This is a genomic window from Kribbella turkmenica (assembly GCF_004348725.1).
Taxonomy (GTDB): domain Bacteria; phylum Actinomycetota; class Actinomycetes; order Propionibacteriales; family Kribbellaceae; genus Kribbella; species Kribbella turkmenica.
This window is the reverse complement of record NZ_SMKR01000003.1, coordinates 21,486-45,447: the sequence shown is the minus strand read 5'-3', so window position 1 is coordinate 45,447 and position 23,962 is coordinate 21,486. Positions and strand designations below refer to the sequence as shown.

Here is a 23,962-nt window from a genome sequence, read left to right as displayed (position 1 = left end):
ACGTCGAGACTAGCCGGAGCGTGCTTCGATCTCCCGCATCAGGGTGCTCACCTCACGGGCGCGCCCCACCATGGCCGGGTCGACCATCCGGCCGTCCGGCAGCACGATCACCCCGCCCTCGGTCACCCCGGCCTTCTCGACGGCCGCGAGCAGAGCCTCCGCCTCGGCCACCTGAACGGCGGTCGGTGTGAAGCACTCCACGATCGTCGCCAGTTGCCGCGGGTGGATCGCCGTGCGGCCGACGAACCCGAGCGCACGGCCCTCCAGACTCGTCCGCCGCAGCCCGTCGGCGTCGTTGACGTGCGGATAGACCGACATCATCGGAGCGCCCAGTCCGGCCGCCCGGGACGCGGTCACCAGCCGGCTGCGGGCCCACGCCAGCCCGGCAGAGCCGTCGACGCCGAGCGAGCCGGCGAGGTCCGCCTCCCCCAGTGCGACGGCGACCACGCGAGGATCCGCCGAGGCGATCTCGAACGCCTTCTCCAGCCCGAGCGGAGACTCGATCAGCGCGGTGATCTTTGCCGACGGCACCTGTTCGAGCACGGCGTGCACCTCGGCGGCGCTCTCGACCTTCGGCACCCGGACCCGGATCCGCGGGACGGCGGCCACCGCGGCCAGGTCGTCCTCGATCCAGGGTGTCCCCGGCGCGTTCACCCGGACCTCGACCGCACCGGTGGCGTTCGCGGCGATCCAGGCGACCGCCCAGCCGCGGGCGTCCGCCTTGTCGTCGACCGGGACCGCGTCCTCCAGGTCGAACACGACCAGGTCGGAACCGGCGGCAACTGCCTTAGCGAACCGGTCCGGCCGGTTCGCCGGGACGTACAGCGCGGTCAGCACTCAGACCACGCCGGCTTCGCGCAGCGCCGCGACCTGCTCCGGGGTCACGCCGATCTCGGCGAGCACGTCGTCGGTGTCCGCGCCGTGCGGCCGGCCGGCCCAGCGGATCGCTCCCGGTGACGCCGACAACCGGAACAGCACGTTCTGCATCTGCACCGGTCCCCCGAGCTCCTCGTCGGCCACGGCGACGATCGTCCGCAGGGCGGCGTACTGCGGGTCGGCCATGATGCCGCGGATGTCGTGCACCGGCCCGGCCGCGGCCTCCGCCTTCTCGAACTCCGCCATCACCACGTCCAGCGACCGTTCGGCGATCCACGACCCGACCGCCTCGTCCAGCTCGTCGGCGTGCTGCGCACGCTCCCGGCCGGTCGCGAACCAGGGCTCGGCGACCAGGTCCGGGCGACCGACCAGCGTGACCACTCGCTCGGCGATGCTCTGCGAACTGGTCGACACCGCGACCCAGCGGCCGTCCGCCGTCCGGTAGACGTTGCGCGGCGCGTTGTTCGACGAGCGGTTCCCCAGCCGCGGCTGGACGTAACCGGTCTGCTGGTACGCCGTGATGCCGCCGCCGAGCATCATCAGGATCGGCTCGATGATCGCCATGTCGATCACCTGGCCCCGGCCGGACCGATCACGTTCGCGCAGCGCGACCAGGACGGCGTACGCGGTCGCCAGCGCGGTGATCCCGTCGGCCAGCCCGAACGGCGGCAGCGTCGGCGGACCGTCCGGCTCACCGGTCACGGCCGCGAACCCGCTCATCGCCTCGGCCAGCGAGCCGAACCCGGGCCGCTTCGACCACGGGCCCACCTGGCCGAAGGCGGTCACCCGGGCGATCACCAGCCGCGGGTTCGCCTCGAGCAGGGCGTCGGGCCCGAGACCCCACCGCTCCAGCGTTCCGGGCCGGAAGTTCTCCACCAGGACGTCGTTGCGCCGCACCAGGTCGAGGAAGACCTCGCGCCCGCGGGACAGGTCCAGGGTCGCGAGCCGCTTGTTCCGGCCGAGTGTCTTGAACCACAGCCCGACGCCGTCCTTCGACGTACCGTGCGTGCGGGCCGCATCGGGCCGCGCCGGGTGCTCGATCTTGGTGACGTCGGCCCCGAAGTCGCCGAGGAACGTCGCCGCCAGCGGCCCCGCGAACAGCGTCGCGGCCTCCAGCACCTTCACCCCGTCGAGTGCCGCCGGCCGAAGGCCCTCCGGTCGATCACCGTTCATCCCGCAACCCTGAAACCGATCGTCCCGGCCCGGTCGAGACCACCACCGGTCAGCACCAGCTTGAAGCTCACCTCAGGATCCTTCGGCCCACCGTCGGCGTACCAGTCGGAGCCCTCGGCGACATAGTACGAGCCGCCCTTGAGGATGCAGAACCGGCTGCGCCCGTCCCGGTGCTCGCTCTCGGTCAGGTTCCACACCAGTGGCTCGGCCCGGGTGAACCCGTCCAGCCCGGCGGCGACCTGCCACTCGTCCTCGGTCGGCAGCCGCCCACCGCGCCAGGCGGCGTACGCGCGCGCGTCCGGCAGGTCGACGTACGTCACCGGGTGGTCCTCGGTCCCGGCGACCGGGGCACCGTCCACCCAGTGCTTCAGGAACCGGTTCGGGATCCGCGGCCGGTAGCCGGTCGCGGCGACGAACTCGGCGTACTGGTCGTTCGTCACCTCGGACACCGCGACGGAGATGCCTGGCAGGGTCACCTCGCGCCGCACCGTCCGGAGGTCGTGCAGCCGTGGCGGCAGCGGCTTCCACTCGTCCACGTACGGCGCCTGGTCGTACAGCCCGGTCTCGCGCCGCCGGTGCCGGACCATCAGCGCGTGCTCGCCCGCCGGTACGGCGACCGCCGGGCCGATGGACGCGTCAGCGGAGACCTCCGGCACCTCGATCCGCCGGGCCGGCGACATCGGGAACGCGGAGTCCTTGACGTGCGATCGCGGCAGCGTGCCCAGCCGGCGGGCGGTCGCCCGGCAGTTGGATCCGGCGGTCGCGCCGACCCGGACGATCCCGGCGACGCCACGGCCCGGCACGACCAGGTGCACGCCGTCGTCGTCGGCCGTGATCGGGACGCCCGAGGTCACGTCGTACCAGTCGCCGACCTGGTCCTCCGAGCGCAGCACGATGCCCTCGAAGTCCTGCTCGTCGCGGTTGATCAGCGTCCAGAAGGTGATGTCGGCCAGGTCCCAGCGGGAGCCGTAGACGCCGTGCTCGCGGGCCTTGTCCGGCACCTCCGGCGTCAGCTGGATCCAGTCGCCGTTGATCAGCACCGGCGCGAAGGCGCGCTGGGCGGCGACCATCCGGCGCAGTGTCGCCCGGTCGCGCGCGTTCCAGCCGACCCAGACGGAGAACACCGACTCCCACACCAGCATGCCGACGCCGTTCACCCAGGCGGACTGCAGCTCGTCGCTGTGGTCCCGGTTCCAGCGGCGGGTGTGGTGCATCATGTGCCGGCGCTCGAACAGGTGCGCGCGCAGCACACCGGGCGCCTTGGTGTCGGCGAACCACTGCGCCCAGGACAGTGCGTGGTCCCCGATCCTTGCCATCGGCAACCGTGACTCGCCCTCGAACGCGATCGCCGGGTTCGCCGCGCGGAGCGCGCGGGTGAACGCCGGGTCACCCTCCTTCAACGTGTCCAGGAAGACGCCGTCGACCGCGTAGTCGGTGACCAGCGCGGCGAACTCGTCGGCGTCGGAGCGCGCGGCCCGGCGGGTGCCGACGTCCCACGGGTTGTAGTCGAAGAACACCTTCAGCCCGAGCCGGTGCAGGTCGTCGATGAGCTCCCGCAGCCCCGGGACGTCGCGGTAGTAGTCGAACTGGTTGCGGTCGTCGATCCCGATCACCGGGTAGGCGTGCCAGAGCACGACCGCGTCGTACCCGCCGAAGTCGTCGATCCCGTGCCGGACGAACTTCTCCGGCGTGAACTTGCCGGTCTCGACGTCGTACAACTGGTCGTCCCAGAGCCAGACGAGCGCCACCGAGTACGCCGTCTGGGTCCACTCCCGGCCGGGGTCCTCGTAGTGGGTGCCGTCGTACTGCGTCCGGTCGTACGCCCCGATCAACCACTCGGCGAGCTTGCCGCGCCAGCGCGGCAGGTCGGCCGGGTCCTCCGGCGCGCCGAGGATCTTGGCGTCGTCGAGGAAGGCCAGGTCGGCCCGGAGCCCGAGGTCCACCTTGGCAGGCAGATCGATGGGCCGCGGCTCGAGCGGATTCACAGGTACACCTCCGCATAACGCGCGTCGATCGCATCCCCGTGAGGCACCGAGGAAATCGCCCCCGCGGCCTGAACACTCAGTGAAGCAGCAACGTTAGCGCGTCGGACAGCATTCGTCAGGTCGCGTGCGGTGATCGCGTCGGTAGCTGACACGGCAGACAATGTTGCCGCCAGTACACCGCAGAACGTGTCTCCCGCGGCCGTGGTGTCGACCACGTCCACCGGTACGCCGGGAACCACGGTCTCGTCGTCGCCACGGGTCAGGATCACCGCTCCCGCACCGCCGAGGGTGACGACCGCGGCCGGCACCCGTTCGAGCAGCGCGACCCGGTCGGCGCCGCCGATCAGCTCGGCCTCGGTCTCGTTCACCACCAGCAGGTCGACGTCGGCGAGCAGGGCGTCGGGCAGCTCGGCGGCCGGCGCCGCGTTCAGGATGAAGTACGAGCTGGTCGCGGCCGCTTCCTGGACGGTCCCGAACGGGATCTCCAGTTGGGAAAGGACGATTTTCGCCCGGCCCACCGCCCGGGCCGCGTCGCCGGACAGCGTCAGCTCGCCGTTCGCACCCGGCGCGACCACGATCGAGTTCTCGCCGGACTCGTCGACCGTGATGATCGCCGTACCGGTCGGGCAGCCGCTCGAGGACGCGACCAGGGACAGGTCGACGCCGGACTCCGAGAGCGCGTCGCGGAGCACGTCGCCGGCGTCGTCCACGCCGAGTGAGGCAACGATTGCAGTTCGTGCACCCGCCCGAGCCGACGCGACCGCCTGGTTCGCGCCCTTGCCGCCGGGCCCGCGCGTCATCGCGCCCGCGAGGACGGTTTCGCCGGGGCGTGGGATCCGCTGGACCGGCAGCACCAGATCCACGTTCGCACTGCCGACGACCACCACGTCAGACTCCACCACCCCGGGCCACCTCCACAGTCCTCGCCGCCAGCTCGTCGATCGCGATCTGGTTCATCCCCGGCAGGCTCGTGGCCAGCCGGTTGTCCAGTGGTGCAGACCACTCTGCCGGAACCCCGCGGACGGCGCCAAACACCGCACCGACCGTGGCGCCGGCCGAGTCGGTGTCCCAGCCGCCCATCACCGCGCGACCGACCGCGTCGGCGAAGGTCGGCGCGGTCAGCGCGTACGCCGTGAGCGCGGAGTTGTTCACCGCGTGCACCCAATGCAGGTCGCCGTACTCCGCGTGCAGGACGTCGAGCGCGTCGTCCAGCTCGCTGTCCGCCAGCGCCAACCCGAAGCGGACGGCCCGGGCGATCGCACCGTCGGCGGCGATCACGTCGAGACCGGCGACGGCCACCTCGCGAGGATCGTCCAGCACCAGTGCGGCTGCCGACATGGCAGCGACCCACAACGCCCCGTCCACACCCGCTCCGGTGTGGCTCAGCCGGGCGTCGACCAGCGCGATCCGGGCCGCGGCCGTCCGGTCGCCCGGGCGCGCCCAGCCGTAGGCGTCGGTCCTGATCTGGGCACCGATCCACTCGCGGAACGGATTGCCCACGACGGCGGCCCGGGACGGCTCGACCCCCTCGAGAAGGTTGCGGTAGGCAACACGCTCGGCGGTGAACACCCGGCCCGCCGGCAGGTCGTCCAGCCACGCCTGCGCGACGTCCTCGGTGGTCAGCTTCGCACCGTGCCGCTCCAGCAGCCGGAGGGCCAGGATCGCGAAGTTCAGGTCGTCGTCCTCGGGCATGCCGTCGATGACCTCGCGCAGGCTGGTCGGCTTCGACCGCCGGTTCCACGGCCAGCGCTGCTGCACTTCCTCCGGTACGCCGACCGCGGTGATGTACTGCGACAGCGGCCACTGCCCGGACGACTCCAGGATCTCCCGGATGCCCTCGCGCGGGATCTTCTCGACCGGCTTCCCGACCAGGTTCCCGGCGGCACGGCCGAGCCAGGCGTTCAGCGTCCGCTGCTCGAGGTCGTCCGTACCCGTCAGCACCGGGACGTCCGGGATGTCCGGCGGTTGCCAGCCGGTCGACCGCCGGTCCAGCTCGGCCATCAGTTCACGGGCCAGGGACCGCAGCTCCGGCGAGGCCGGCTCGTCCGACGCCCCCGAGGCCGGCGCGTCCGCCGTACCGCCGGCCGTGCGCCAGCGCTCCTCGACGTCGGCGACGTCCACCCCTTCGGCACGGGACTGAATCAGTTGGTGTGGCAGCAGATCCTCCGGCTGCACCCAGGTCAGTCTCATCGCGCTCCTTCCTTCCCTTGTTGCAGCAGGCGAAACGCGTCCCTGGAACGTCGTGTCACGGCCGCCCGATACTCCCTGTCATGTCCACCCGCCGCAGCTTCCTCACCGCGGCCGGCGCCGCCGCCGCGCTCGCACTGACCGGCACCCTTCCCGACATCGGTGAAGCAGTAGGAATACCGCATCGCACCGACAACCGCCCGTTGTTCACCCTCGGCGTCGCGTCCGGCGACCCGATGCCGGACGCCGTGGTGATCTGGACCCATCTCGCCCCGGGCCCGCTGGAACCGTTCGGCGGCGTGGACGACCGCATGGTCAACGTCGAGTGGGAGGTCGCCGAGGACGACACCTTCCACCGGGTCGTCCGGCGCGGGACCGCGCACGCCCGGCCGGAGTACGCACACACCGTGCACGTCGACGTCCGTGGTCTGCGGCCGTGGCGACACCACTTCTACCGCTTCCGCGCGCGCGGCCAGATCAGTCCGGTGGGCCGGACCAGGACCGCGCCGGCGCCGCACGAGGAGCCCGCGATGACGATGGCGGTCGCCTCCTGCCAGGCGTACTACGACGGCTACTACACGGCGTACCAGGATGTCGTCCGGCGCGACCACGACGTCGTGCTGTTCCTCGGCGACTACATCCACGACGTCGGGGTAGGTCCGACGGCCGGCGTCCGCAACCAGGCCGTACCGGTCGACTTCGCCGGCGAGATCTTCACGCTGGACGAGTACCCCGCCCGGTACGCGCTGCACCGCACCGACCCCGACCTGCAGGCCGCGCACGCGGCCTCGCCGTGGGTGGTCACGCTCGACGACCACGAGGTCGAGGGCAACTGGGCCGACTACGTCTCCGAGGACGGACTGCCGCACGACGAGTTCCTGGTCCGGCGTGCCAACGGCTTCCGCGCGTACTGGGAACACATGCCACTGCGGCTCGACCAGTCCGCCGACGGACCGTCCATCCGGCTGCACCGCCACCTCCGCTTCGGCCGGACCGCCGACCTGAGTGTGCTGGACACGCGGCAGTTCCGCGACGACCAGACCAGGACCGGTGGCTGGCTGCCGCCGGACGAGGTGTCGACCGACCCGTCCAGGACGATCACCGGCGACGAGCAGGAACGCTGACTGCTGGACACCCTCCACCGCTCCCCCACCCGGTGGAACGTGGTCGCCCAGCAGGTCGCGATGGCCCAGCTCGACCGCAGGACGGGTCCCGATTTCGAGCTGCCGATGGACACCTGGAACGGGTACGCCGCCTCCCGCGACCGGGTGCTGTCCGGCGTCCGCGACCGCGGTGTCCGCAACTTCGTCGTCCTGACCGGGGACCTGCACCGCAGCATCGCCTCCGACCTGCGGATGAACTTCGCCGATCCGGCGGCGCCCGCGGTCGGCAGCGAGTTCGTCACCACGTCGATCTCGTCCGGAAAGGACGGCGTCGACGAGGACGCCACCGGTCGCGCACTGCTGGCCGAGAACCCCCACGTCAAGTTCCAGAACGTCCGGCGCGGCTACCTCAGCTGCCGGCTGGACCGCAGCCGGTGGACGTCGGAGTTCCGCATCGTCGACCGGGTCACCACCCCCGGCGGTACGGCGTCCACCCGCGCCACCCTGGTCGTCGAGGACGGCCGTCCCGGAACCCACCTGGCCTGAACGGAACCCGTCATGAGACGCGCCGCCCTGCTCGCCCTCCCGCTCACTCTGCTCGTCCCGGCCGCTGCCGTTGCCAGCGGCAACAAGCAGGTCGAGATCAGTGCCACGCCGCAGCCGGTCGAGGTGGTGCCGCTGCCCTGCTTCCCGTCCGGCAAGCTCACCCTCGGCATGACCAACACCGGCCGGAAGGCGACCGTCGCGGACATGCGGATCAGCGGCGATCCTGAGCTGATGCTGTCCCGGCACCAGTTCTCCAGCTACCTGCCCGTCGGCCAACTCGTGAAGGCGCCGCTCGAGGTGACGGTCCCGCGTGGGACCGCGCCCGCGACGTACGACATCAGGCTGCAGGCCGGGCGCGAGCAGTTGACCGCACCGGTCGCGATCCGGCCCGCGCCGCCGAAGGGGCCGGGCGACAACCTGCTCCTCGGTGAGCAGGCCGCCGCCTCGTCCACGCACGGCAACATGCGGCTCTGCGGTGGCGTCGACGGCAACGCCGACTCCGCGCAGTGGGGCGCCGGCGGCTGGCACGACGCCACCAAGGGCGTCTTCCCGGACACCTACGGCGTCGACTTCGTCACACCGGTCTCCGTCGGCCGGGTCGTCCTGCACACCCTCGACTCGGCCCGCTACCCCGCGTCCGTGATGGGGATCCGCGACTTCGACGTCCAGGTGCGCACCGGCTCCGAGTGGGCCACCGTCGGCGTGGTCCGGGACAACACCCAGGGGTGGGTGACGGTCTCGTTCGACCCGGTCACGAGCAACGCGGTGCGACTTGTCATCCAAGACTCCAACGACCACGGGTACTCCCGCATCGTCGAACTCGAGGCGTACAGCTCCTGACATTCAGACCAGTGCGTCCATCGCGGCCGTCCGCCGGGCCCAACGCTCGGCGTCGGCCGCGCGGATGTCCTCGGCGACCGATGCCATCACCCGACCCGGCAGCACCAGGTCGGTCCTGCTCGCCTCGGCGATGTCGGCCGCCCAGTCCGCCGGTACGCCGTCCAGGCCGCTGAGCGCACCGGTGATCGCACCGGCCATCGAGGCGATCGAGTCCGCGTCCCGGCCGTAGTTCGTGCCGCCGAGGACAGCCCGGCGTACGTCGCCGCCGGACACCAGGACGAACCCGAGTGCGACCGGCAGTTCCTCGATCGACTTCGTCCGGCTCGGCCGGCGGGCGTCCATCGACTGGTCGCGGTACTCCGGACCGACCAGGTCGTACGGCTCGACGGCCTTGCGCAGCAGCGGGATCGCCTGCTCCCAGTCGATGATGCCGTCGGCCGCGTCGGCCACCGCCCCGACGGCCCGCCGGGTGCCGTCCTTGGCCAGCGCGAGCGCCGCGTCCACCGCCGAGGCAGCCGTCGCCCCCGGCACCATGGCGGCGGCGACGGCGGCCGCGAACACACCGGCCGCCTCCCGCCCATAGCTCGACTGATGAGCCCCGGCGACGTCGATCGCCTCCGCGTAGGCGCCCTCCGGATCGCCCGCATTGGCGATCCCGACCGGCGCCATGTACATCGCCGCACCGCAGTTGACGATGTTGCCGACACCGGCCTCACGTGGATCGACGTGGCCGTAGTGCAACCGGGTGACCAACCACTTCTCGGCCAGGAACACCCGGTGCAGCAGCAGCGCGTCGGCTTCCAACTCGGGCACCCAGCGGCGCCCGGTCAGCATCTTCGGCACCAGCAGGTCCGCGATCGCGTACGCGTCCAGGTGGGTCCGGCGTTCGTCGTACACCTCGACGAGCGCGTGGGTCATCAAGGTGTCGTCGGTGATGTGGCCATCACCCTTGTGGTACGGCGCGATCGGCCGGGCGGTCCGCCACTCGTCGTACCAGGGACCGACGATGCCGGTCACCCAGCCCCCGTGGCGCTCCCGGATCGCCTCCGGGGTCCAGCCCTCGACGGCACCGCCGATCGCGTCACCGACCGCGGCGCCGACGAGGGCACCTGTCGCCTTGTCTTCGAGCAGGGACATCAGCTGTTGACCTGACCCCATCCATCGCTCAGTTTCTTGCCCAGCGTGGCCAGGTCGGTCTTGTTCGCCAGGTACTCCTGCAAGGCCGGCGTCGCAATCTGGTCCTTCCACTTCGGGTAGTTCTCCACACTCTGGAACGGCGCCTTCGTCAGCTCGCCGGCCCCGGCCAGCGTCTGCTCCCAGCCGTTCTTGCCGCCGGTCGACTTCAGGATCGCGTCCCGGGCCGCCTGGGTGGTCGGGATCAGCCAGTCACCCTGACCGACCGCGGCCAGGTTCTCGGCCTTCATGAAGTAGTCGATGAACTTGGCGGCCTGCTCGATGTGCTTGCCCTCGGCCGGGACCGACAGCGTCTGCGGGTTCGCCGCCTGCTTGGTGCTGTCGCCCTTCAGCGGCGGCAGCACCTCCCACCGCAAGCCCTTCGGCGCCTGCTCGACCATCTGCTGCGCGGCGTAGTTGCCACCGACAACCATGGCGTACTTGCCGGCGAAGAAGCCGGGCAGCACGTCGGAACCGCTCTGGGTCAGCGAGGTCGGCTCGATCGACTTGTCCGTGTAGGCCATCGCGTGGATCCGCTTCGGCACCTCGAGCTCCGGGTCGCCGATCTTCGCCGTCGCGTCCCGGCCGGACCCCTCGAAGAACTGCGCGTCGAAGTTCATCCCCAGGTTCAGCACGGTCGCGGTCGGGCTCTTCAGTCCCCAGCCCAGGCCGTACTTGCCGCCGGTGGTGAGCTTCTTCGCGTCCGCCTGCAACTGGTCCCAGCTCAGCGAGTCACCCGTCGTACTGATCCCGGCCTGCTTCAGCAACGCGGAGTTGCCGAACACGACGTACGACTGCAGCAGCGTCGGCGCCGCGATGATCTTGCCGTCGCCGGTCTTCACGGTGTCCCAGACACCCTGCGGTACGGCGTCCTTCGTCTCCTGACTCAGGTACGGCGACAGGTCGGCCAGATACCCCTGGTTCGCGAAGCCGGTGATGTCGGCGGACTCGTCGTGGATGATGTCCGGCGCCGTACCGCCCTGGAACTGGGTGACCAGCTGGTCGTGGACCGAGTCCCAGCTGCCCTGGACGTACTCGACCTGGATGTTCGGATTGGCGGCATTCCAGTCCGCGACGATCTTCTTGGTCGCGGCGACCGTGGTTTTCTGGAAGGCCAGGCTCTGGAACTTCAGCGTCACCTTCTCGTTCGACGACCCGGAGTCTCCGGAGCCGTCGTCGCTGTTGCCGCCGCAGGCCGCGAGCGTCACCAGCGCACCCGCCGCGAGCAACGCGGTCAGTACCTTCTTCATTGCCTCTCCTAACCCTTGACTGCGCCGCTCAGCAGGCCGGACGTCAGCCGGCGCTGCAGGAAGGCGAAGAACACCAGGCTGGGTACCGTCGCCAGTACGGACGCGGCAGCCAGCGGACCGAACTGCACCTGGCCCTCGGCACCGACGAAGCGGGCCAGGACCAGCGGCAGCGTCTTGAGCTCCGGGTCCTGCAGCAGGACCAGAGCGAAGAAGAACTCGTTCCACGCCGAGATGAAGGTGAACATCGCGGTCGCGATCAGCCCCGGCCGCAGCAGCGGCATCACGATCGAGACGATCGTCCGCAGCCGCCCGGCCCCGTCCACCGACGCGGCCTCCTCCAGCTCCCGCGGTACGGCGGCGACGTAGCCCTGCAGCATCCACAGCGCGAACGGCATCGACCAGACCATGTAGACGATCACCACGCCGGGGATCGTGTTCGTCAGGTGCAGCGGCCGCAGGATCATGAACAGTGGGATCACGATCAGGATCACCGGGAACACCTGGCTGACCAGGATCCAGCCGTTCGTCACCGGCCGCAGCCGGCTGCGGAACCGGGCCAGCGCGTAGGCGACCGGGAGCGACACGACCAGCACCAGGATCGTGCTGGCGATCGAGATCTGCAGGCTGTTCATCAGCCCGCGGACGAGGCCCTGCTCGCTCAGCGCGTCGCTGTAGTTGCCGAGGTCGACGTCCTTCGGCAGCAGGCTCGGCGTGATACCGGCGAACTCCCGCGGCGACTTCAGCGAGCTGGACAGCAGCCACAGCAGCGGGAACGCGAGGAACACCAGGTAGCAGACGACGGCGGCGTACTGCAGGGTGCGGGCGACCGGACGGGTTCTCATGCCTGGCTCCTCAGCCGGTTCCGCAGGTAGAACGCGAGGAACACGATGATGATCACGACCATCACGTCACCCATCGCCGCGGCCATCCCGAAGTTCCCGTAGCGGAACGCCTCGTTGTAGGCGAACAGCATCGGCAGCATCGTCTTGCCACCCGGGCCGCCGGCGGTGAGCACGTAGACCAGGCCGAACGAGTTGAAGTTCCAGATCAGGTCCAGGCTGGTGATCGCCACGATCACGGTCTTCAGCTGCGGCAGGGTGATGTTCCAGAACTGGCTCCACACGCCCGCCCCGTCGACCGCGGCCGCCTCGTACAGCGACCGGTCGATGCCCTGGAGGCCGGCCAGGAGCGTCACCGTGGTCATCGGCATGCCGACCCAGATGCCGACCACGATCACGGCCGGCAGCGCCGTACCGAAGTCGCCGAGGAAGTTGACCGGCTGGTCGGTCAGGTTGAGGGTCTGCAGTACTTCGTTGACCGGGCCGTTGGTGGGGTGCAGCAGCAGCCGCCACATGATCGCGACCACCACCGGAGGCATCGCCCACGGGATCAGCGCCAGCGTCCGGGCGACGCCGCGGAACTTGATGTCGGTGTTCAGCAGCAGCGCCAGGCCGAGCGCGGCGACGAACTGAAGGATCGTCACCGACAGGGTCCAGATGACGCCGATCCGGAACGACGACCAGAACAGGTCGTTCTGCAGCAGTTTCGCGAAGTTGTCGAAGCCGACGAAGCTGGTGTCGACGTTCAGCCCGGCGCGGGCGTCGGTGAAGCCGAGCGCGATGCCGCGGATCAGCGGGTAGACGCTGAGCAGCAGCACCGGCAGCAGCGCCGGCAGGAAGAGGAAGATCGCCTCCCGGTTCTGCTTCGGCCGGCCGGTCTTCCGCACCGGTGTCTCCGGCGGCGCGGTGATGGTCGCGGTCATGGAGCCTCCCGGCCTGGACTGAGGAGCGGAGGGAGCGCAGCGACCGCAGCGACCGCAGCGACGAGGGAAGGCCGGGAGCAACAGCTCCATGACCCGCCGCGCCGGAGGCGTGGCATCGATACGGTCACGGAGTCGACCTCCGCACGCTCAGGGAGGGTTGTACGACGATCCGCCGCGGCGTCCGCGTACTGTCCTCGATCCTTGCCAACAGCAACTCGGCGGCCCGCCGCCCCCGCTCGGCCGACCCCAGGTTGACACTCGTCAACGGCGGAAAACTCTGCTCGGCCAGCTCGCTGTCGTCCATCCCCACCACCGCGACGTCCTCCGGCACGCGAAGCCCATTCGCCGCCAGTTCGTGCATCACGCCGACCGCCAGCAGATCGTTCGCACAGATCACCGCATCCAGCTTGCCGGCGGCCGGCAACCGGGGTGCGGCGGCGCGGCCGGCGGGGAAGGTGAAGTCGGCGGCTTCGGCCGTGGCGGCGGGGTGCAGGTCGTGGGCTTTCAGGGCGTCGGCGAAACCTTTGGCGCGAGCCGTGCCGGGGACTGTGTCGGCGGGGCCGTTGAGGAACGCGATCCGGCGGCGGCCGCGGGCGACCAGGTGGTCGACGGCCAACCGGATGCCCTTCGGGGAGTTGGCGCGGACCGTGTCGACCCCCGCTCTGGCGGGGACGTTACCGGCGACGACCACGGGGACCTCGCACTCGCGAATCGACTTGATCAGGTCGTCGTCGACGCGCAGCGGGCTGATCACCAGCCCGTCGGCGTACCCACGGGCCATTCCCCGGACCAGCGCGACCTCGTCGACCACGTCCCGGCCGGTCGTCGTCACCACCAGGCGATAGCCGGCGGCGGAGACGACTTCCTCGACCGCGCGCATCATCGTCACGTACACCGGGTTCCCGACGTCGGCGACCGCGAGCGTGAGCTGGAACGTCCGGCCGACCTTGAGCGACCGGGCCCGCGCGTCCGGCACGTACCCGAGCTCCTGCACCGCCCGCCGGACCCGTTCGGTCATCTCCCCGGTGGCCGGCAACCCGTTCAGCACGCGCGACACCGACGCCACCGAGACACCGGCGGCCCGGGCGACCGCGGCGATCGTCGGGCGGCTCACACGGCCTCCTGTAATCGTTCTTGTAATCGTTTACAGGTCAGACACTAAGACGGCGGGCAGGCGCCGTCAACACCGGGCCTCCCCCGAGACCCGGTCGTGATCCGGCGTCCGTGCCCGCCGTCCGCTACGCCCGGTACAGGAGCCAGGAGTCGGCCATGCGCTGCGACTGGCCGGGGGTGAACTGCGTGTAGCAGGAGTCGAACGAGTAGTCCATGTAGTTGTGGATCGGGTCGAGGCCCGGCGCCTTGCAGGTGTCCTTGCCCACCGGGCATCCACTGCTCGGCGTCTTCTGCGCCGGCGTGTCCTCGACGAAGTCGCCGTGCGCGCTGCAGCCACCGTAGAAGGTGTGCTCGAGATTGAGCCAGTGACCGACCTCGTGCGTCGTCGTCTCACCCTGGTCGAACGCGCCGGCGTACCTCGTCGACGTACCGAGGAAGGACTCCCAGTCGACGACCACGCCGTCCAGGTAGGCCTGACCGGGCTTGGTCACGATGTCGGGCAGGTACGCCCAGCCCAGCAGACCTGCACCCGCGGTCGTCGAGTACAGGTTCAGGTCACCGGGTCCACCGGTGTGCAGGGAGCGCTTCATGCTGTGCTCGTTGGTGCCGCCCGGGCCGGCGTAGAACCAGGCCGCGTTGTCGGTCCGGGTCACGCCCGCGAGCCGGAAGCTGAAGCCGGTGTCGTCGCCGCCCTCGGCCCCCGCGAACGTCTTGTTGAGCACGGTGATCTGCGCGGAAATCTGCGCCTTCGTCAACGCACCGGTCGACCCATCGGTGACGACGTGGAAGTACACCGGAACGGTCGCCTTGAAGTCGCGCCCGGCCTTGCCCTTCGCCGCGACCGGAAGATCCTTGTGCTCCTGCCCGAGATGAGGCTCACGGGCCGGTCCGCCCCGCGCCTGTGCCTCGCCCGCACCGGGGTCACACGGTGCGAACCACTCGTTACCCGGCGGCTCGACCGCCTGAGTCTGGCCGCCGGTCAGCCCCAGGCACACCAGCGCCGCGACCGTGACGCCCGCCACCCGCTTCTTCCACCGCATATCGCCTCACCACCTCGGTTCACTTCTCCGAGACAAGCACTCGAGCGCCGCTGGTGGAAGAGTTCACTCGTCCTGTTCGTCGGCGCCGGGGCGTTCTGCCCACGGGGTTTCCTTGGCCGGGCGGACGACGATGAGTTTGTCGCCCGCGGCAAGCACCGAGACGCTGGAGTCGTAGTACCGGTGGACCCGGCCGTCGCGGACGACGGAGACCACCCGGTCCGGCACGGCCGACGGAGGCTTGCCGACCTCGCGTCCGAGCACCGGCCTTTCGGCCACCTCGAGTCCCTCGCCGTACGTGAGCAGGTCCTCCATCACCTCGCCCAGGTTCGGGCTGACCGCCGACAGGCCGAGCAGCCGGCCGACAGCCTCCGAGGACGTGACCACGGCGTCGGCACCGCTCTGCCGCAGCAGCGGGACGTTGTCCTCCTCGCGGACCGCGACCACGATGTGCGCGTCCTGGTTCAGCTGCCGGACCGCGAGGGTGACCAGCACGGCCGCGTCGTCGCGGTCGGTGGTGACGATCACCTCGCGGGCCGTCATCACCTCGGCCCGGCGGAGCACCGTCCGGTTCGTCGCGTCGCCGTGGAACGCCGCCATCTGGTCGTTGCCCGCGTCACCGATCGCCTGCGCGCGCGGGTCGATCACGACGATGCTCTCGCGTTTGACCCCGTTGCTGATCAGCGTCTGGACGGCGGACCGGCCCTTGGTGCCGTAGCCGATGACGATCGTGTGGTCCTTCATGCGCCTCCTCCATCGGGTGTCGCGCATGATGCGACGACCTTCGGTTGCCAGGACTTCCAGTGTCGTGCCGACCAGCACCACCAGGAACGAGATCCGCAACGGGGTGACGATGAAGGCGTTGATCAACCGCGCCGTCGGGGTCACCGGGGTGATGTCGCCGTACCCGGTGGTGGTCAGTGTCACGGTCGCGTAGTAGATCGCGTCGATGACCCCGACGCTGCCGTCGAAGCTGTCCTTGTACCCGTCACGGTCGACCACCACGATCAGCACCATGACCGTCAGCAGCCCCAGCGCGACCAGGAAGCGGCTGAAGAGCTGGAAGAGCGGCGAGCGTGTGCTCGCGGGCAGGTTGACCAGCAGACCGTGGGGATTGCGGCCGAGGGAAAGGGGTGGCACGTGACTGACGATATTGCACCGGGGGCCGATCCACCGCATGCGACAGGCTCTGGTCGGACAGGGCGACAGTGACGGTCAGGTTGTCGCCGTCCTGGACCACTCTGGACCGCATCCGGAGCCGCTCGAGGGTCCGGAGCATCGCGTGGTTCTCCGGCTGCACCACGCAGACGACCCGGTCCGCACCCAGGGCCCGCGCCTCGACGACCAGCCGCCGGAGGAGTTGCAGTCCCAGGCCCTGGCCCTGCCAGCCGTCCTCGACGAGGACGGCGACCTCCATCGTCGTACTCCCGAGCTCCTCCCACGGGGCGGCCGTCGCCATCCCGATCACGGCGTCCCCGACCACGGCCACGATCGAGACCCCGCCGGCGGGTGCGGACAGGTGCCGCGCGGTGCGGTGGGTCAGCTTCGGCATCGGCACGTGGTAGCGCCGGGTGCGGCTCTCGTACGAGCACCGCTCGTGCATCGCGACGACCGCCCCGGCGTCCTCGACCGTCGACATCCGCAGCTCGGGTACCCCGCTGCCCGGGCGCGGCCCCTCGACCACGGACCCCTCGAACCGCTCGGCCAGCCGCCCCGCGATCTCCACCAGGACGTCGGCCCGCGCCCACTCGGCCGGCGTGTACTCGTCGAACCCCTGCAGGTTGCCGAGCTCCTCGTCGACGGACACCGGGTCGTCGATCAGCCGCAGTACGGCGCGCAGGTAGCGCGTCGGCGCGTCACTCAGCACGCCGGCCTGGCACGGACGAACCGTCGTCCGTGAGCAGCCCGCCTCGGCGACCAGGGCGGCCAGGTCGTCGGCGGTCCAGCCCACACCGGTGGACACCACCAGCTCGTCGACCGCGCCGGTCTCGGCGGTGAACACCTCCAGGCTGAGGATGTTGATGTCGTCCGCACCACATCGTGCAGCGAGTTCGGCCAGCGCACCGGGCCGGTCGGCGAGTTCGGTCCTGATCTTCCAGAGCATGCGGACGCCCTCCCTCGTGGAAACGTCCTTCCACTCTGCGGCCCGCCTGTTGCCCGGCCGGGTCCGGGATGTTACGCCCGCGTCAACGTTTCAGCGCCGGCGAATCTTCGGCAGCCGGGCGCCGAACACCGGTCGACGGGCGGCCAGCACGACCGCGGGCTCACGCTTGTCCAGGTCGGCATGCCGCAGCATCTCCGGGTAGGTGTTCTGCGGCACCGGCGGGTACGTCGTCACGATCGCGTCGCCGCTGAACACGAAGTAGATCGCCTGGCCGTCCCTGATGACCTTCAGCAAGGACCCGTCGCGGACGGTGAGCGCGTGCTCGACCGCCTTCTTCCGGGCGGCGCGCTTGGCGAGGGCGGCCTGGACGGCCTGCTGGGCGGGTTCGCGCCCGTGCTTGATCGCCTCGACGGCGAGCGGCCCGTACCGGACGCCGTACTTGACCAGGTTCTTGGCCAGTCGCCCGCGCTTGTCACCTGCACCTGCCATACCACCGAGCGTACTGACTGTGCCGGGTCGGAATGCGGTGCTTCGCCGCGTCGGGCACCATGGAGCGCGTGACCTCCCCCAACCCGCGCCGTCCGATCATGCCCGGCAACAAGCTGTTCGAGTCGCTCCCCGGTGCCGCCGACCCCGCGGCGGTCACCGAGGCCGCGCACCGGACCGCCGAGCTGCTGGTCCGTGGTGCCCGGTCCTCGGACGACGCCGAGGTGCACGCGCGGGTGGTGAAGCTGGCCGACGACTACGGCCTCGACGAGCTGGCCGAGCTCTGGTCGGACGCGCCGGCCGACTCGTTGCCGGGCGCGCTCTGGCGGCTCTACCTGCTGCGCTCCTGGGTGCACTCGAACGCAGAGGGCGTCTCCCGCGAGTTCGCCACCGGACGCAAGTACGCCGAGGTGCACGCCGTGGTCGCCGGCGTCGCCGAGCCGCCGGGGCCGACCGAGGTCCGGGACATGGTCGACGCCGTACTGCGCGGGGTCGCGACCGGGGACTTCGCCACCACCTTGGACCGGGCGGCCGCGTTCGCGCGGATCGTCGCGACCGGCCGGGCGCATCTCGCCGACGACGGCCACGACCAGGTGCTGTCGGCATCGAAGCTGGTCGAGACGGCGGATCAGCTGCAGACCGCGGCCCGCACCGAACGCGCCGGACAGCTCTGGTAGTTGCGGGTTCTCGCTTCGGATGCTATGGCGTCTTGCGGCCCGAGATCACCACAGGACAAGGGGTTTCGGCACCCGCTACACTGATCGAGGTGTCGGGCCGGCGTAAGCCCCGGGTCCCAAAATAAGCCGCTACGAGCGGCCACGCGCCGTGAGGCGCTTCCCGGTCCGACGCCCAACAAACTCGCTCAGCACCCGTCCAGTCGTGGATTCCGTCGGCGAGCTCGCCGGAAGCGAGCAGAAATCCAGAATTCGCTCTCGGGTCAGCGGACTCGGTAGAGCGGGGAGGGTTTGGATTACTGCCTCGTGGTTGAAGTCGGTCATGGCGATCTCGAGGGTGACGATGTCGGTGGCTTCGGTGCTGTCGGCCGCGCGGCGACCTCGGAACCGAGGTTCAGGAGGGGATCTGCGTCCGCGTCGCGCCGTTGTCTAGAAAGTCCAAGCTTGCGCCATGGCGAAACGACCCGATCTGTAGCATTGGCCGACTCGGTGGTGATGCTGATGGGAAATACGGCACGCAGCGTGCCCGGCCGCGTAGGTCGACCGACAGATCGTAGTCCGGGAACATCAACGGTATCGGCTTGCCCGCGTCGGCTGCTGAGCTCCTGAATTTCGGGCGTGGTCGGCGACTTCCACTTGTAGTCTCCGCGCAGCCGGCCCATCTGCCCGTTACAGCAGATCAGATCGTCGCCGCAACCGGCACATCCCAGTACCTTGCCCGCAGCACCGTACTCCCCCAGCGACAGGCCGTCGGCGAGCAGCTCGGTCCCAGCAAGTAGACGAAACCCGTGCCGCGAGGAGTGTTCCGACTCGGCATCGGACCAGCTGGGGAAGTTGCTCCAGATCGAGTCGCCGTCCCGACGCGCGGGCTCGTACTTCATCCGGGACGTCCCGTCACGATCCCAGCCGCAATCCAACCTTCGTATCAGCTCTCGATGTGCCGGTTCCCAAGCCTGATATAACGTCACCGACGATCCCCAGTTCCACACCTTGACGTCTTAGCGGGTGTCGCTATGTGAGACACGTCGCGTCCGCAATCGCCGCGAAGCACCTCTGGGCGCCACAATTCTCACTGAACCCGTTCACGGAGGCGAACCGGGTGTTCACATGTGGTTCTGGGGAAGGCCTTCGCGTGCAGCGTCGGGGCTGATGCGGCTGCTCGCGAGGCGGTCGTAGTTCGGCTGTCGTGATAAGCGATGGGACGAAATGCCATGACGGGGCCAATGCACCACCGACGGTTCGATACGCCGGGGATCTTGCCCAGGGAGCGGTTCGACTATTGGCGGACCTGGTACTCAGAGGCGGCGATCGCGACGATGCGGCTGGATCCGATCGACCGGATCCCGGCTGATTTCCGATCATTGGGGGAGGTTCTTGCATGCGGCGACACGAGCATCATCGAGCTGCACTGCGGTCCGGCCGTCGGCAGCTGGCGGCCGGAGGCCACGGAGGCCAGTGATCTGCTGCGAGTCGCGATGTTCGTTCGCGGCCGGGGCGTGACCGGCCACTGGCATGGGCAGGACATGTCGCTGACGGACGGCTCGCCGGTTCTTTACGGCCGCACCGGCGGCTACTGGCGCAATCCAGCTGGCTTCCGCACGATTCAAATCAACGTGCCTCGGACGTCCGTAGAGCTGCCCGATCGGGCGATCGATCGGGTTACCGCGCGGCAACAACTCGAACGCTCGCCGGTCTTCCAATCCCTGGTCCGACCCGTCTTGATCGGCATGCTCGGCCGATTGGAGGACCTGTCTCACACGGCGACCGCAAACTTGGACACCATCAGCGTCTCGCTGATCACGATGCTCGTGCACTCCCTCCATGGCATCAGCACGGACGGCACTGAGCACGCCGCGGCCAGGCGGCTCCAGGTATGGAGGTTCATCGAAGCCAACCTCGCCGATCGGCGGCTCGGTCCTGACGAGATCGCAGCCGCGCTGCACATGTCCAGGCGCGCCTTGTACCAGTTACTGTCCGATGAGGGCGAGGGAGTTGCCACCACGATCAGGCGGCGCCGGCTCCAGCGGGCCCGGACGCTACTGCGTGACCCCCGGCACCGGCATCGCAGCATCGCCGAGATCGGTGCCGATGTCGGCCTGCCGAGTCCGGCGCACTTCAGCCGGCTGTTCCATGCCGAGTTCGGCCAGACTCCTCGCGAGGCCCGGCGCACGGACGAGCACGCTTTTTGACGATTCGTGCAGAGTCGACAGCCGACCGGCCGTGGATCTTGACTCTGCGTGCGGAGTTGGGTCCGCACGCCGATCAGTACCCGCGTGCCGACGTACCGTCGTCCGGCAGAGCGCACGGCCTGTCGCAAAGCCGGGCCCACTGTTCGCCGTGGAGGTTTGTCATGCCCGAATTCATCCCAGCCGACGACGGGCAGGCTCCGCCCGACCTGCTACCCGCAACCGGCAGCTACCCGACCGAGACCGTCCGGTATCAGACCGTTGTTCTGACTGACATTCCCGATGCCGAGCAGGACGCCTTGGTCGAACTGAACGAGCCCGTCGACCTCGGGAAGGACGATGGTGAACTGAAGTTGTTCGACCGTCCGGGTGAAGGCTTGATCATCACCACCGAGCAGCGATGGCGCTCACTCGGGGTCACCCTCGGACGCCTTCTGCACAGCCTGGCCCTGGCACCAGGGGAGAGCACCAGGGTGGCCGTGGTCGACTGGACCCGGCGCGACAAAGGCGCCCGTGACGAAGGAGTGGACGTCGCAGAGAAGACCGGCGAGGACGCCGTCTTCGATCGCTCGGTGGCCGAGGTCGCCAACTCGGTTGCGCTGGAGCAGCAGTTCGGTGACTCCACCACCGGCCAGATCGCGGCATCGGCGACCGTTGCGGCGACGGGTGGCGTATCGCTCGGCATCTTCAGCAACGGCTACCAGGGCAGCCTGTCCAGCAGCATGGGCGCCGCGACCGCGGTCGCACGCTCGTCGGGCACTCGGGAAGTCGCGGGCCGAACGGCACAGGACATCGCCGGCCGTACCCGCCAGGTCGCGACCGCGGTCCGGAACCAGCACGTCGCGGTAGTGCAGGAGACCGACCAGGTCGAAGGCGCGAAAGCCAGCACCAGGGTCGTGACCAACTACAACCACATGCACGCACTCACGATGCAGTACTACGAAGTCGTGCAGGTCTACGAGGTCACCACGAAACCGGTCCAGGTCGACCGTTGTCTCTTCATCCCGATGAAGATCCTGACGTTCACCACCAACATCTTGAAGCGGTACGCCGACGTCCTCGCACTGGCCGCGCCGAAGGCCTGGAAGGATCGGATGGCGGGCACGGATCCGTTCCAGACCAAGGTGGCGATGACCGCCGCAAGTTCGGGAACCGTGACGGTCGCTCCCGGTGCGACGGCCGCCGCGGTCATCGAGATCAAGCCGGGGAAGTTCAAGCACCTCGCGGCATCTGCGGATGCCGTCTGGGGACTCGGCCTCACCAATGGACAGCCAGAGAGATGGGACCCGCCGACCAACTCCTGGGTTGCCGTACCGGGCCTGCCGGCCGAAGGCGGTGCAGCGATCGCCGTCGGCGGAGCACACTCGGTCTGGGTGACGATGACGAACAAAGACATCTATCGGCTGGAAGGACAGACCTGGACCAAGATCGATCGTGGCCGGGCGACCGGCGGTCTGGTCGCGATCGCGGCCGCGGCCGACGGCGCGGTCTGGGGCAGCGGACCCGCCGGTGGCCGCTACCGCCGTGACGGGTCGAACTGGGAGGCGATGGGCCAAGACGTCGGCGGCGAGCCCGGCGGCAGCATCGCCGCCGTCGGGCGGGACGTCGCATGGTGCCTGCACGCGAACGGCCAGCCGTACGAATGGAACTCCAAGACTCGGCGGTGGGACGAGCGTGGCGGTGTACTGACCCAGATCGCCGGCGCCTCCGACGGGTCTTTGTGGGGGGTCAATGCCGGCAACGATCTCTATCAATGGAACGGCGCCGGCTGGGACCACCGGACCTACACCGGCGCTGAGAAGCTCAAGGTCGCAGCCCCGGTCTCCGGGAGCGAGCTGTGGGCGCTGACTCCGGATGGCTCCCCCGTCCGCATCCTGACACGTGACGTCTCCGGCTTCGAGAAGCACGACGACAAAGCCGAGGCAGCGGCACTGACCGTCTGGTGGGACAAGGATAAGCTGCGAGGGATCCAGCTGACCATGCGAGGCGCCACCGGAGCGGCTGGGGAGAACTTCAACTTCGGCGAAACTGATCCGGCCCTGCAGCTGAACTCGGCCACCCACAAGTTCCCTACCGGCGATCGGCTGATCGCGTTGACGATGCGCGTGGTCGCCGGCAATCTGCGCCAGATCGTCGTCAAGAGCAACTCCGGCGAGCAAATCTTTGGTGAGCCGGTGACAGGAGCCAGGGAGATCTCTCTGGACGTTCGTGGCTCGACCCTGTGTGGACTGTTCGGCGAGGTGGGATCCACCACCGGGAAGCAGCGATTCCTCGCGACATTGGGCTTCTGGGTCCGGGCCGAGGCGGCGTCCGCCGACATCCTCGACCACCTCAACGACAACGCCGCGTTCTACAGCCGCGTCATCTGGGCCCACGCCGGCGAGCTCGAACTCAGCCGGATGCTCGCCACCTACCACTACACACCAGAGAGCAAGCGCGATCCGGTCCCGCTGGCCGTCTGCCTGGATCCGCAACCGGTCGCCATCACCGGCAACTACCTCGCCTTCCGCTGGCACTTTGCCAGCACGAGGGAACGCAGGACGTGGTTGGAGGCCAACGTGGATTTCGACGACGAGCCTGACCCGATGGTGCTCGGCCTGCCCGGCCGTGGGGTGTTCGCCGAGGCGGTGCTGGGTCGTGCCAACTCCGCGGAGAAACTCGACGCGACCCGGTTCTGGAACTGGCAGGACTCGCCGATTCCGGTTCTGGCGAGCGAGATCGCGCCCGTGTCGACCGACAGCCGGGCGGTCCAGCCCGATCTGACTCCCGCAGCGATGGCCGCACCAGCCGCGCGGATCAATCCGCTCCAGCCTCTGCCCGAACCCGCCGGACTCGAAGCCATCCTGCGTACAGTGGCCACCGCCAACCTCTTCCGCGACATGAGTGGACTGTCCGGGGCGCAGGAACTGCTCGGCAAGAGTCTCGAACTCGCCGCAAGCAGCGACCAGGCCGGCGGCAAGAATGCTACCGCCGCGATGAAGATCGCGGCCGACCACTTGGAGCGGATGGCCGACCTCGCGATCGAGGCCGCACCCATGCTGCTCGGCCCCGAGGGCGCCGTCCTCGCCAAGATCGCCGGCGCCGACGGAATCGCCGACGCCATCGGTGGAGTCACTGCAGGCCGCAACATCACCGAGTACGGCGCGCTGCACAACACCGGCGGTGGCCGGCGACGTGACCGCCGGCTCGGGACGGGCCGGAGAGGGCTCGAACGTGGGCACGGCCAACGGGCCAGGTCCGAGAAGCTGGACGACGACTCGTGGTCCGACGGCGAGCCGGGCGAAGCGGTCGAGACCGAGTCGTTCGCAGCGGCCACGATGAAGAGGTTGTACACCAGGATCCCGGAGATCGCCGCCAGTCTGAACGTCGACGAAGCGACTGTCGAGGAGCGGATCCGCCAAACCCCACGGGACGAAATCCTGCGGTGGGCCGCCGGCCACTCGAGCTGAAGGAGCTGAAGGAGCTGA

At 69.5% G+C, this 23,962-nt stretch carries 19 protein-coding genes and 1 pseudogene; 5 read left to right on the top strand and 15 right to left on the bottom strand.

Annotated features, from left to right (window positions below; genetic code table 11):
- Positions 1-9: 9 nt before the first annotated feature.
- The 5 genes from E1218_RS01275 to E1218_RS01255 are packed head-to-tail and all read right to left on the bottom strand — an operon-like array spanning position 10 to position 6,224.
- Positions 10-837 carry an HpcH/HpaI aldolase/citrate lyase family protein gene (locus tag E1218_RS01275; protein ID WP_132315301.1) on the bottom strand — a complete coding sequence of 276 codons (828 nt, stop codon included), beginning with the start codon at positions 835-837 and terminating at the stop codon, positions 10-12.
- The gene (locus tag E1218_RS01270; RefSeq protein WP_132315299.1) at positions 838-2,049 is read right to left on the bottom strand and encodes a CaiB/BaiF CoA transferase family protein; all 1,212 of its coding nucleotides are present in this window, start codon (positions 2,047-2,049) and stop codon (positions 838-840) included.
- A complete protein-coding gene (locus E1218_RS01265; protein WP_132315297.1) occupies positions 2,046-4,034 on the bottom strand; it encodes an SUMF1/EgtB/PvdO family nonheme iron enzyme in 1,989 nt (662 codons plus the stop codon). The genes E1218_RS01270 and E1218_RS01265 overlap by 4 nt, the downstream gene beginning before the upstream one ends.
- Positions 4,031-4,936, bottom strand: coding sequence for a ribokinase (locus E1218_RS01260; RefSeq protein WP_233711923.1), 906 nt, complete (start codon positions 4,934-4,936; stop codon positions 4,031-4,033). Before E1218_RS01260 ends, E1218_RS01265 begins: the two co-directional genes overlap by 4 nt.
- Complete coding sequence (locus E1218_RS01255; RefSeq protein ID WP_132315295.1) at positions 4,923-6,224, bottom strand: ADP-ribosylglycohydrolase family protein; 1,302 nt, start codon at positions 6,222-6,224, stop codon at positions 4,923-4,925. The genes E1218_RS01260 and E1218_RS01255 overlap by 14 nt, the downstream gene beginning before the upstream one ends.
- Before the next feature lie 80 nt (positions 6,225-6,304).
- Between E1218_RS01255 and E1218_RS01250 the strand changes: the two are divergent.
- Together E1218_RS01250 and E1218_RS01245 are read left to right on the top strand one after the other, a co-directional pair.
- A pseudogene (locus E1218_RS01250) lies at positions 6,305-7,870 on the top strand (alkaline phosphatase D family protein).
- Positions 7,871-7,882: 12 nt separating this feature from the next.
- Positions 7,883-8,710: a galactose-binding domain-containing protein gene (locus tag E1218_RS01245; protein WP_132315293.1), complete on the top strand. Its 828-nt coding sequence runs from the start codon at positions 7,883-7,885 to the stop codon at positions 8,708-8,710.
- A 3-nt stretch (positions 8,711-8,713) separates the two neighbouring features.
- Here the strand turns inward: E1218_RS01245 and E1218_RS01240 are convergent, their stop codons facing one another.
- The 9 genes from E1218_RS01240 to E1218_RS01200 form a co-directional block, all read right to left on the bottom strand.
- On the bottom strand, positions 8,714-9,847 hold the full coding sequence (locus E1218_RS01240) for an ADP-ribosylglycohydrolase family protein (RefSeq protein WP_132315291.1): 1,134 nt from the start codon (positions 9,845-9,847) through the stop codon (positions 8,714-8,716).
- A complete protein-coding gene (locus tag E1218_RS01235) occupies positions 9,847-11,133 on the bottom strand; it encodes an ABC transporter substrate-binding protein (protein WP_132315289.1) in 1,287 nt (428 codons plus the stop codon). The genes E1218_RS01240 and E1218_RS01235 overlap by 1 nt, the downstream gene beginning before the upstream one ends.
- Before the next feature lie 8 nt (positions 11,134-11,141).
- On the bottom strand, positions 11,142-11,975 hold the full coding sequence (locus tag E1218_RS01230) for a carbohydrate ABC transporter permease (protein ID WP_132315287.1): 834 nt from the start codon (positions 11,973-11,975) through the stop codon (positions 11,142-11,144).
- Positions 11,972-12,895 carry a carbohydrate ABC transporter permease gene (locus E1218_RS01225; RefSeq protein ID WP_132315285.1) on the bottom strand — a complete coding sequence of 308 codons (924 nt, stop codon included), beginning with the start codon at positions 12,893-12,895 and terminating at the stop codon, positions 11,972-11,974. The genes E1218_RS01230 and E1218_RS01225 overlap by 4 nt, the downstream gene beginning before the upstream one ends.
- A 124-nt stretch (positions 12,896-13,019) precedes the next feature.
- Positions 13,020-14,009, bottom strand: coding sequence for a LacI family DNA-binding transcriptional regulator (locus E1218_RS01220; RefSeq protein ID WP_132315283.1), 990 nt, complete (start codon positions 14,007-14,009; stop codon positions 13,020-13,022).
- A gap of 124 nt (positions 14,010-14,133) precedes the next feature.
- Entirely contained in the window at positions 14,134-15,048 is a 915-nt protein-coding gene (locus E1218_RS01215; RefSeq protein ID WP_132315281.1) for a zinc metalloprotease, read from the bottom strand.
- A gap of 63 nt (positions 15,049-15,111) precedes the next feature.
- Positions 15,112-16,062, bottom strand: a complete 951-nt coding sequence (locus E1218_RS01210; RefSeq protein ID WP_132315279.1) for a potassium channel family protein — start codon at positions 16,060-16,062, stop codon at positions 15,112-15,114.
- A complete protein-coding gene (locus E1218_RS01205) occupies positions 16,034-17,149 on the bottom strand; it encodes a GNAT family N-acetyltransferase (protein ID WP_132315277.1) in 1,116 nt (371 codons plus the stop codon). The genes E1218_RS01210 and E1218_RS01205 overlap by 29 nt, the downstream gene beginning before the upstream one ends.
- 90 nt (positions 17,150-17,239) lie before the next feature.
- The gene (locus E1218_RS01200) at positions 17,240-17,638 is read right to left on the bottom strand and encodes a hypothetical protein (protein ID WP_233711922.1); all 399 of its coding nucleotides are present in this window, start codon (positions 17,636-17,638) and stop codon (positions 17,240-17,242) included.
- Positions 17,639-17,706: 68 nt separating this feature from the next.
- Here E1218_RS01200 and E1218_RS01195 point away from each other — a divergent pair, with 68 nt between their 5' ends.
- Positions 17,707-18,312, top strand: a complete 606-nt coding sequence (locus tag E1218_RS01195; protein WP_132315275.1) for a hypothetical protein — start codon at positions 17,707-17,709, stop codon at positions 18,310-18,312.
- 317 nt (positions 18,313-18,629) lie between these two features.
- Here E1218_RS01195 and E1218_RS01190 read toward each other — a convergent pair whose 3' ends face one another.
- The gene (locus tag E1218_RS01190) at positions 18,630-19,190 is read right to left on the bottom strand and encodes a hypothetical protein (protein WP_132315273.1); all 561 of its coding nucleotides are present in this window, start codon (positions 19,188-19,190) and stop codon (positions 18,630-18,632) included.
- A gap of 375 nt (positions 19,191-19,565) precedes the next feature.
- Here E1218_RS01190 and E1218_RS01185 point away from each other — a divergent pair, with 375 nt between their 5' ends.
- Both E1218_RS01185 and E1218_RS01180 read left to right on the top strand, forming a co-directional pair.
- Positions 19,566-20,498, top strand: a complete 933-nt coding sequence (locus E1218_RS01185) for a helix-turn-helix domain-containing protein (protein ID WP_165949075.1) — start codon at positions 19,566-19,568, stop codon at positions 20,496-20,498.
- A gap of 161 nt (positions 20,499-20,659) precedes the next feature.
- Complete coding sequence (locus tag E1218_RS01180; protein WP_132315269.1) at positions 20,660-23,944, top strand: tectonin domain-containing protein; 3,285 nt, start codon at positions 20,660-20,662, stop codon at positions 23,942-23,944.
- Positions 23,945-23,962 lie beyond the last annotated feature (18 nt).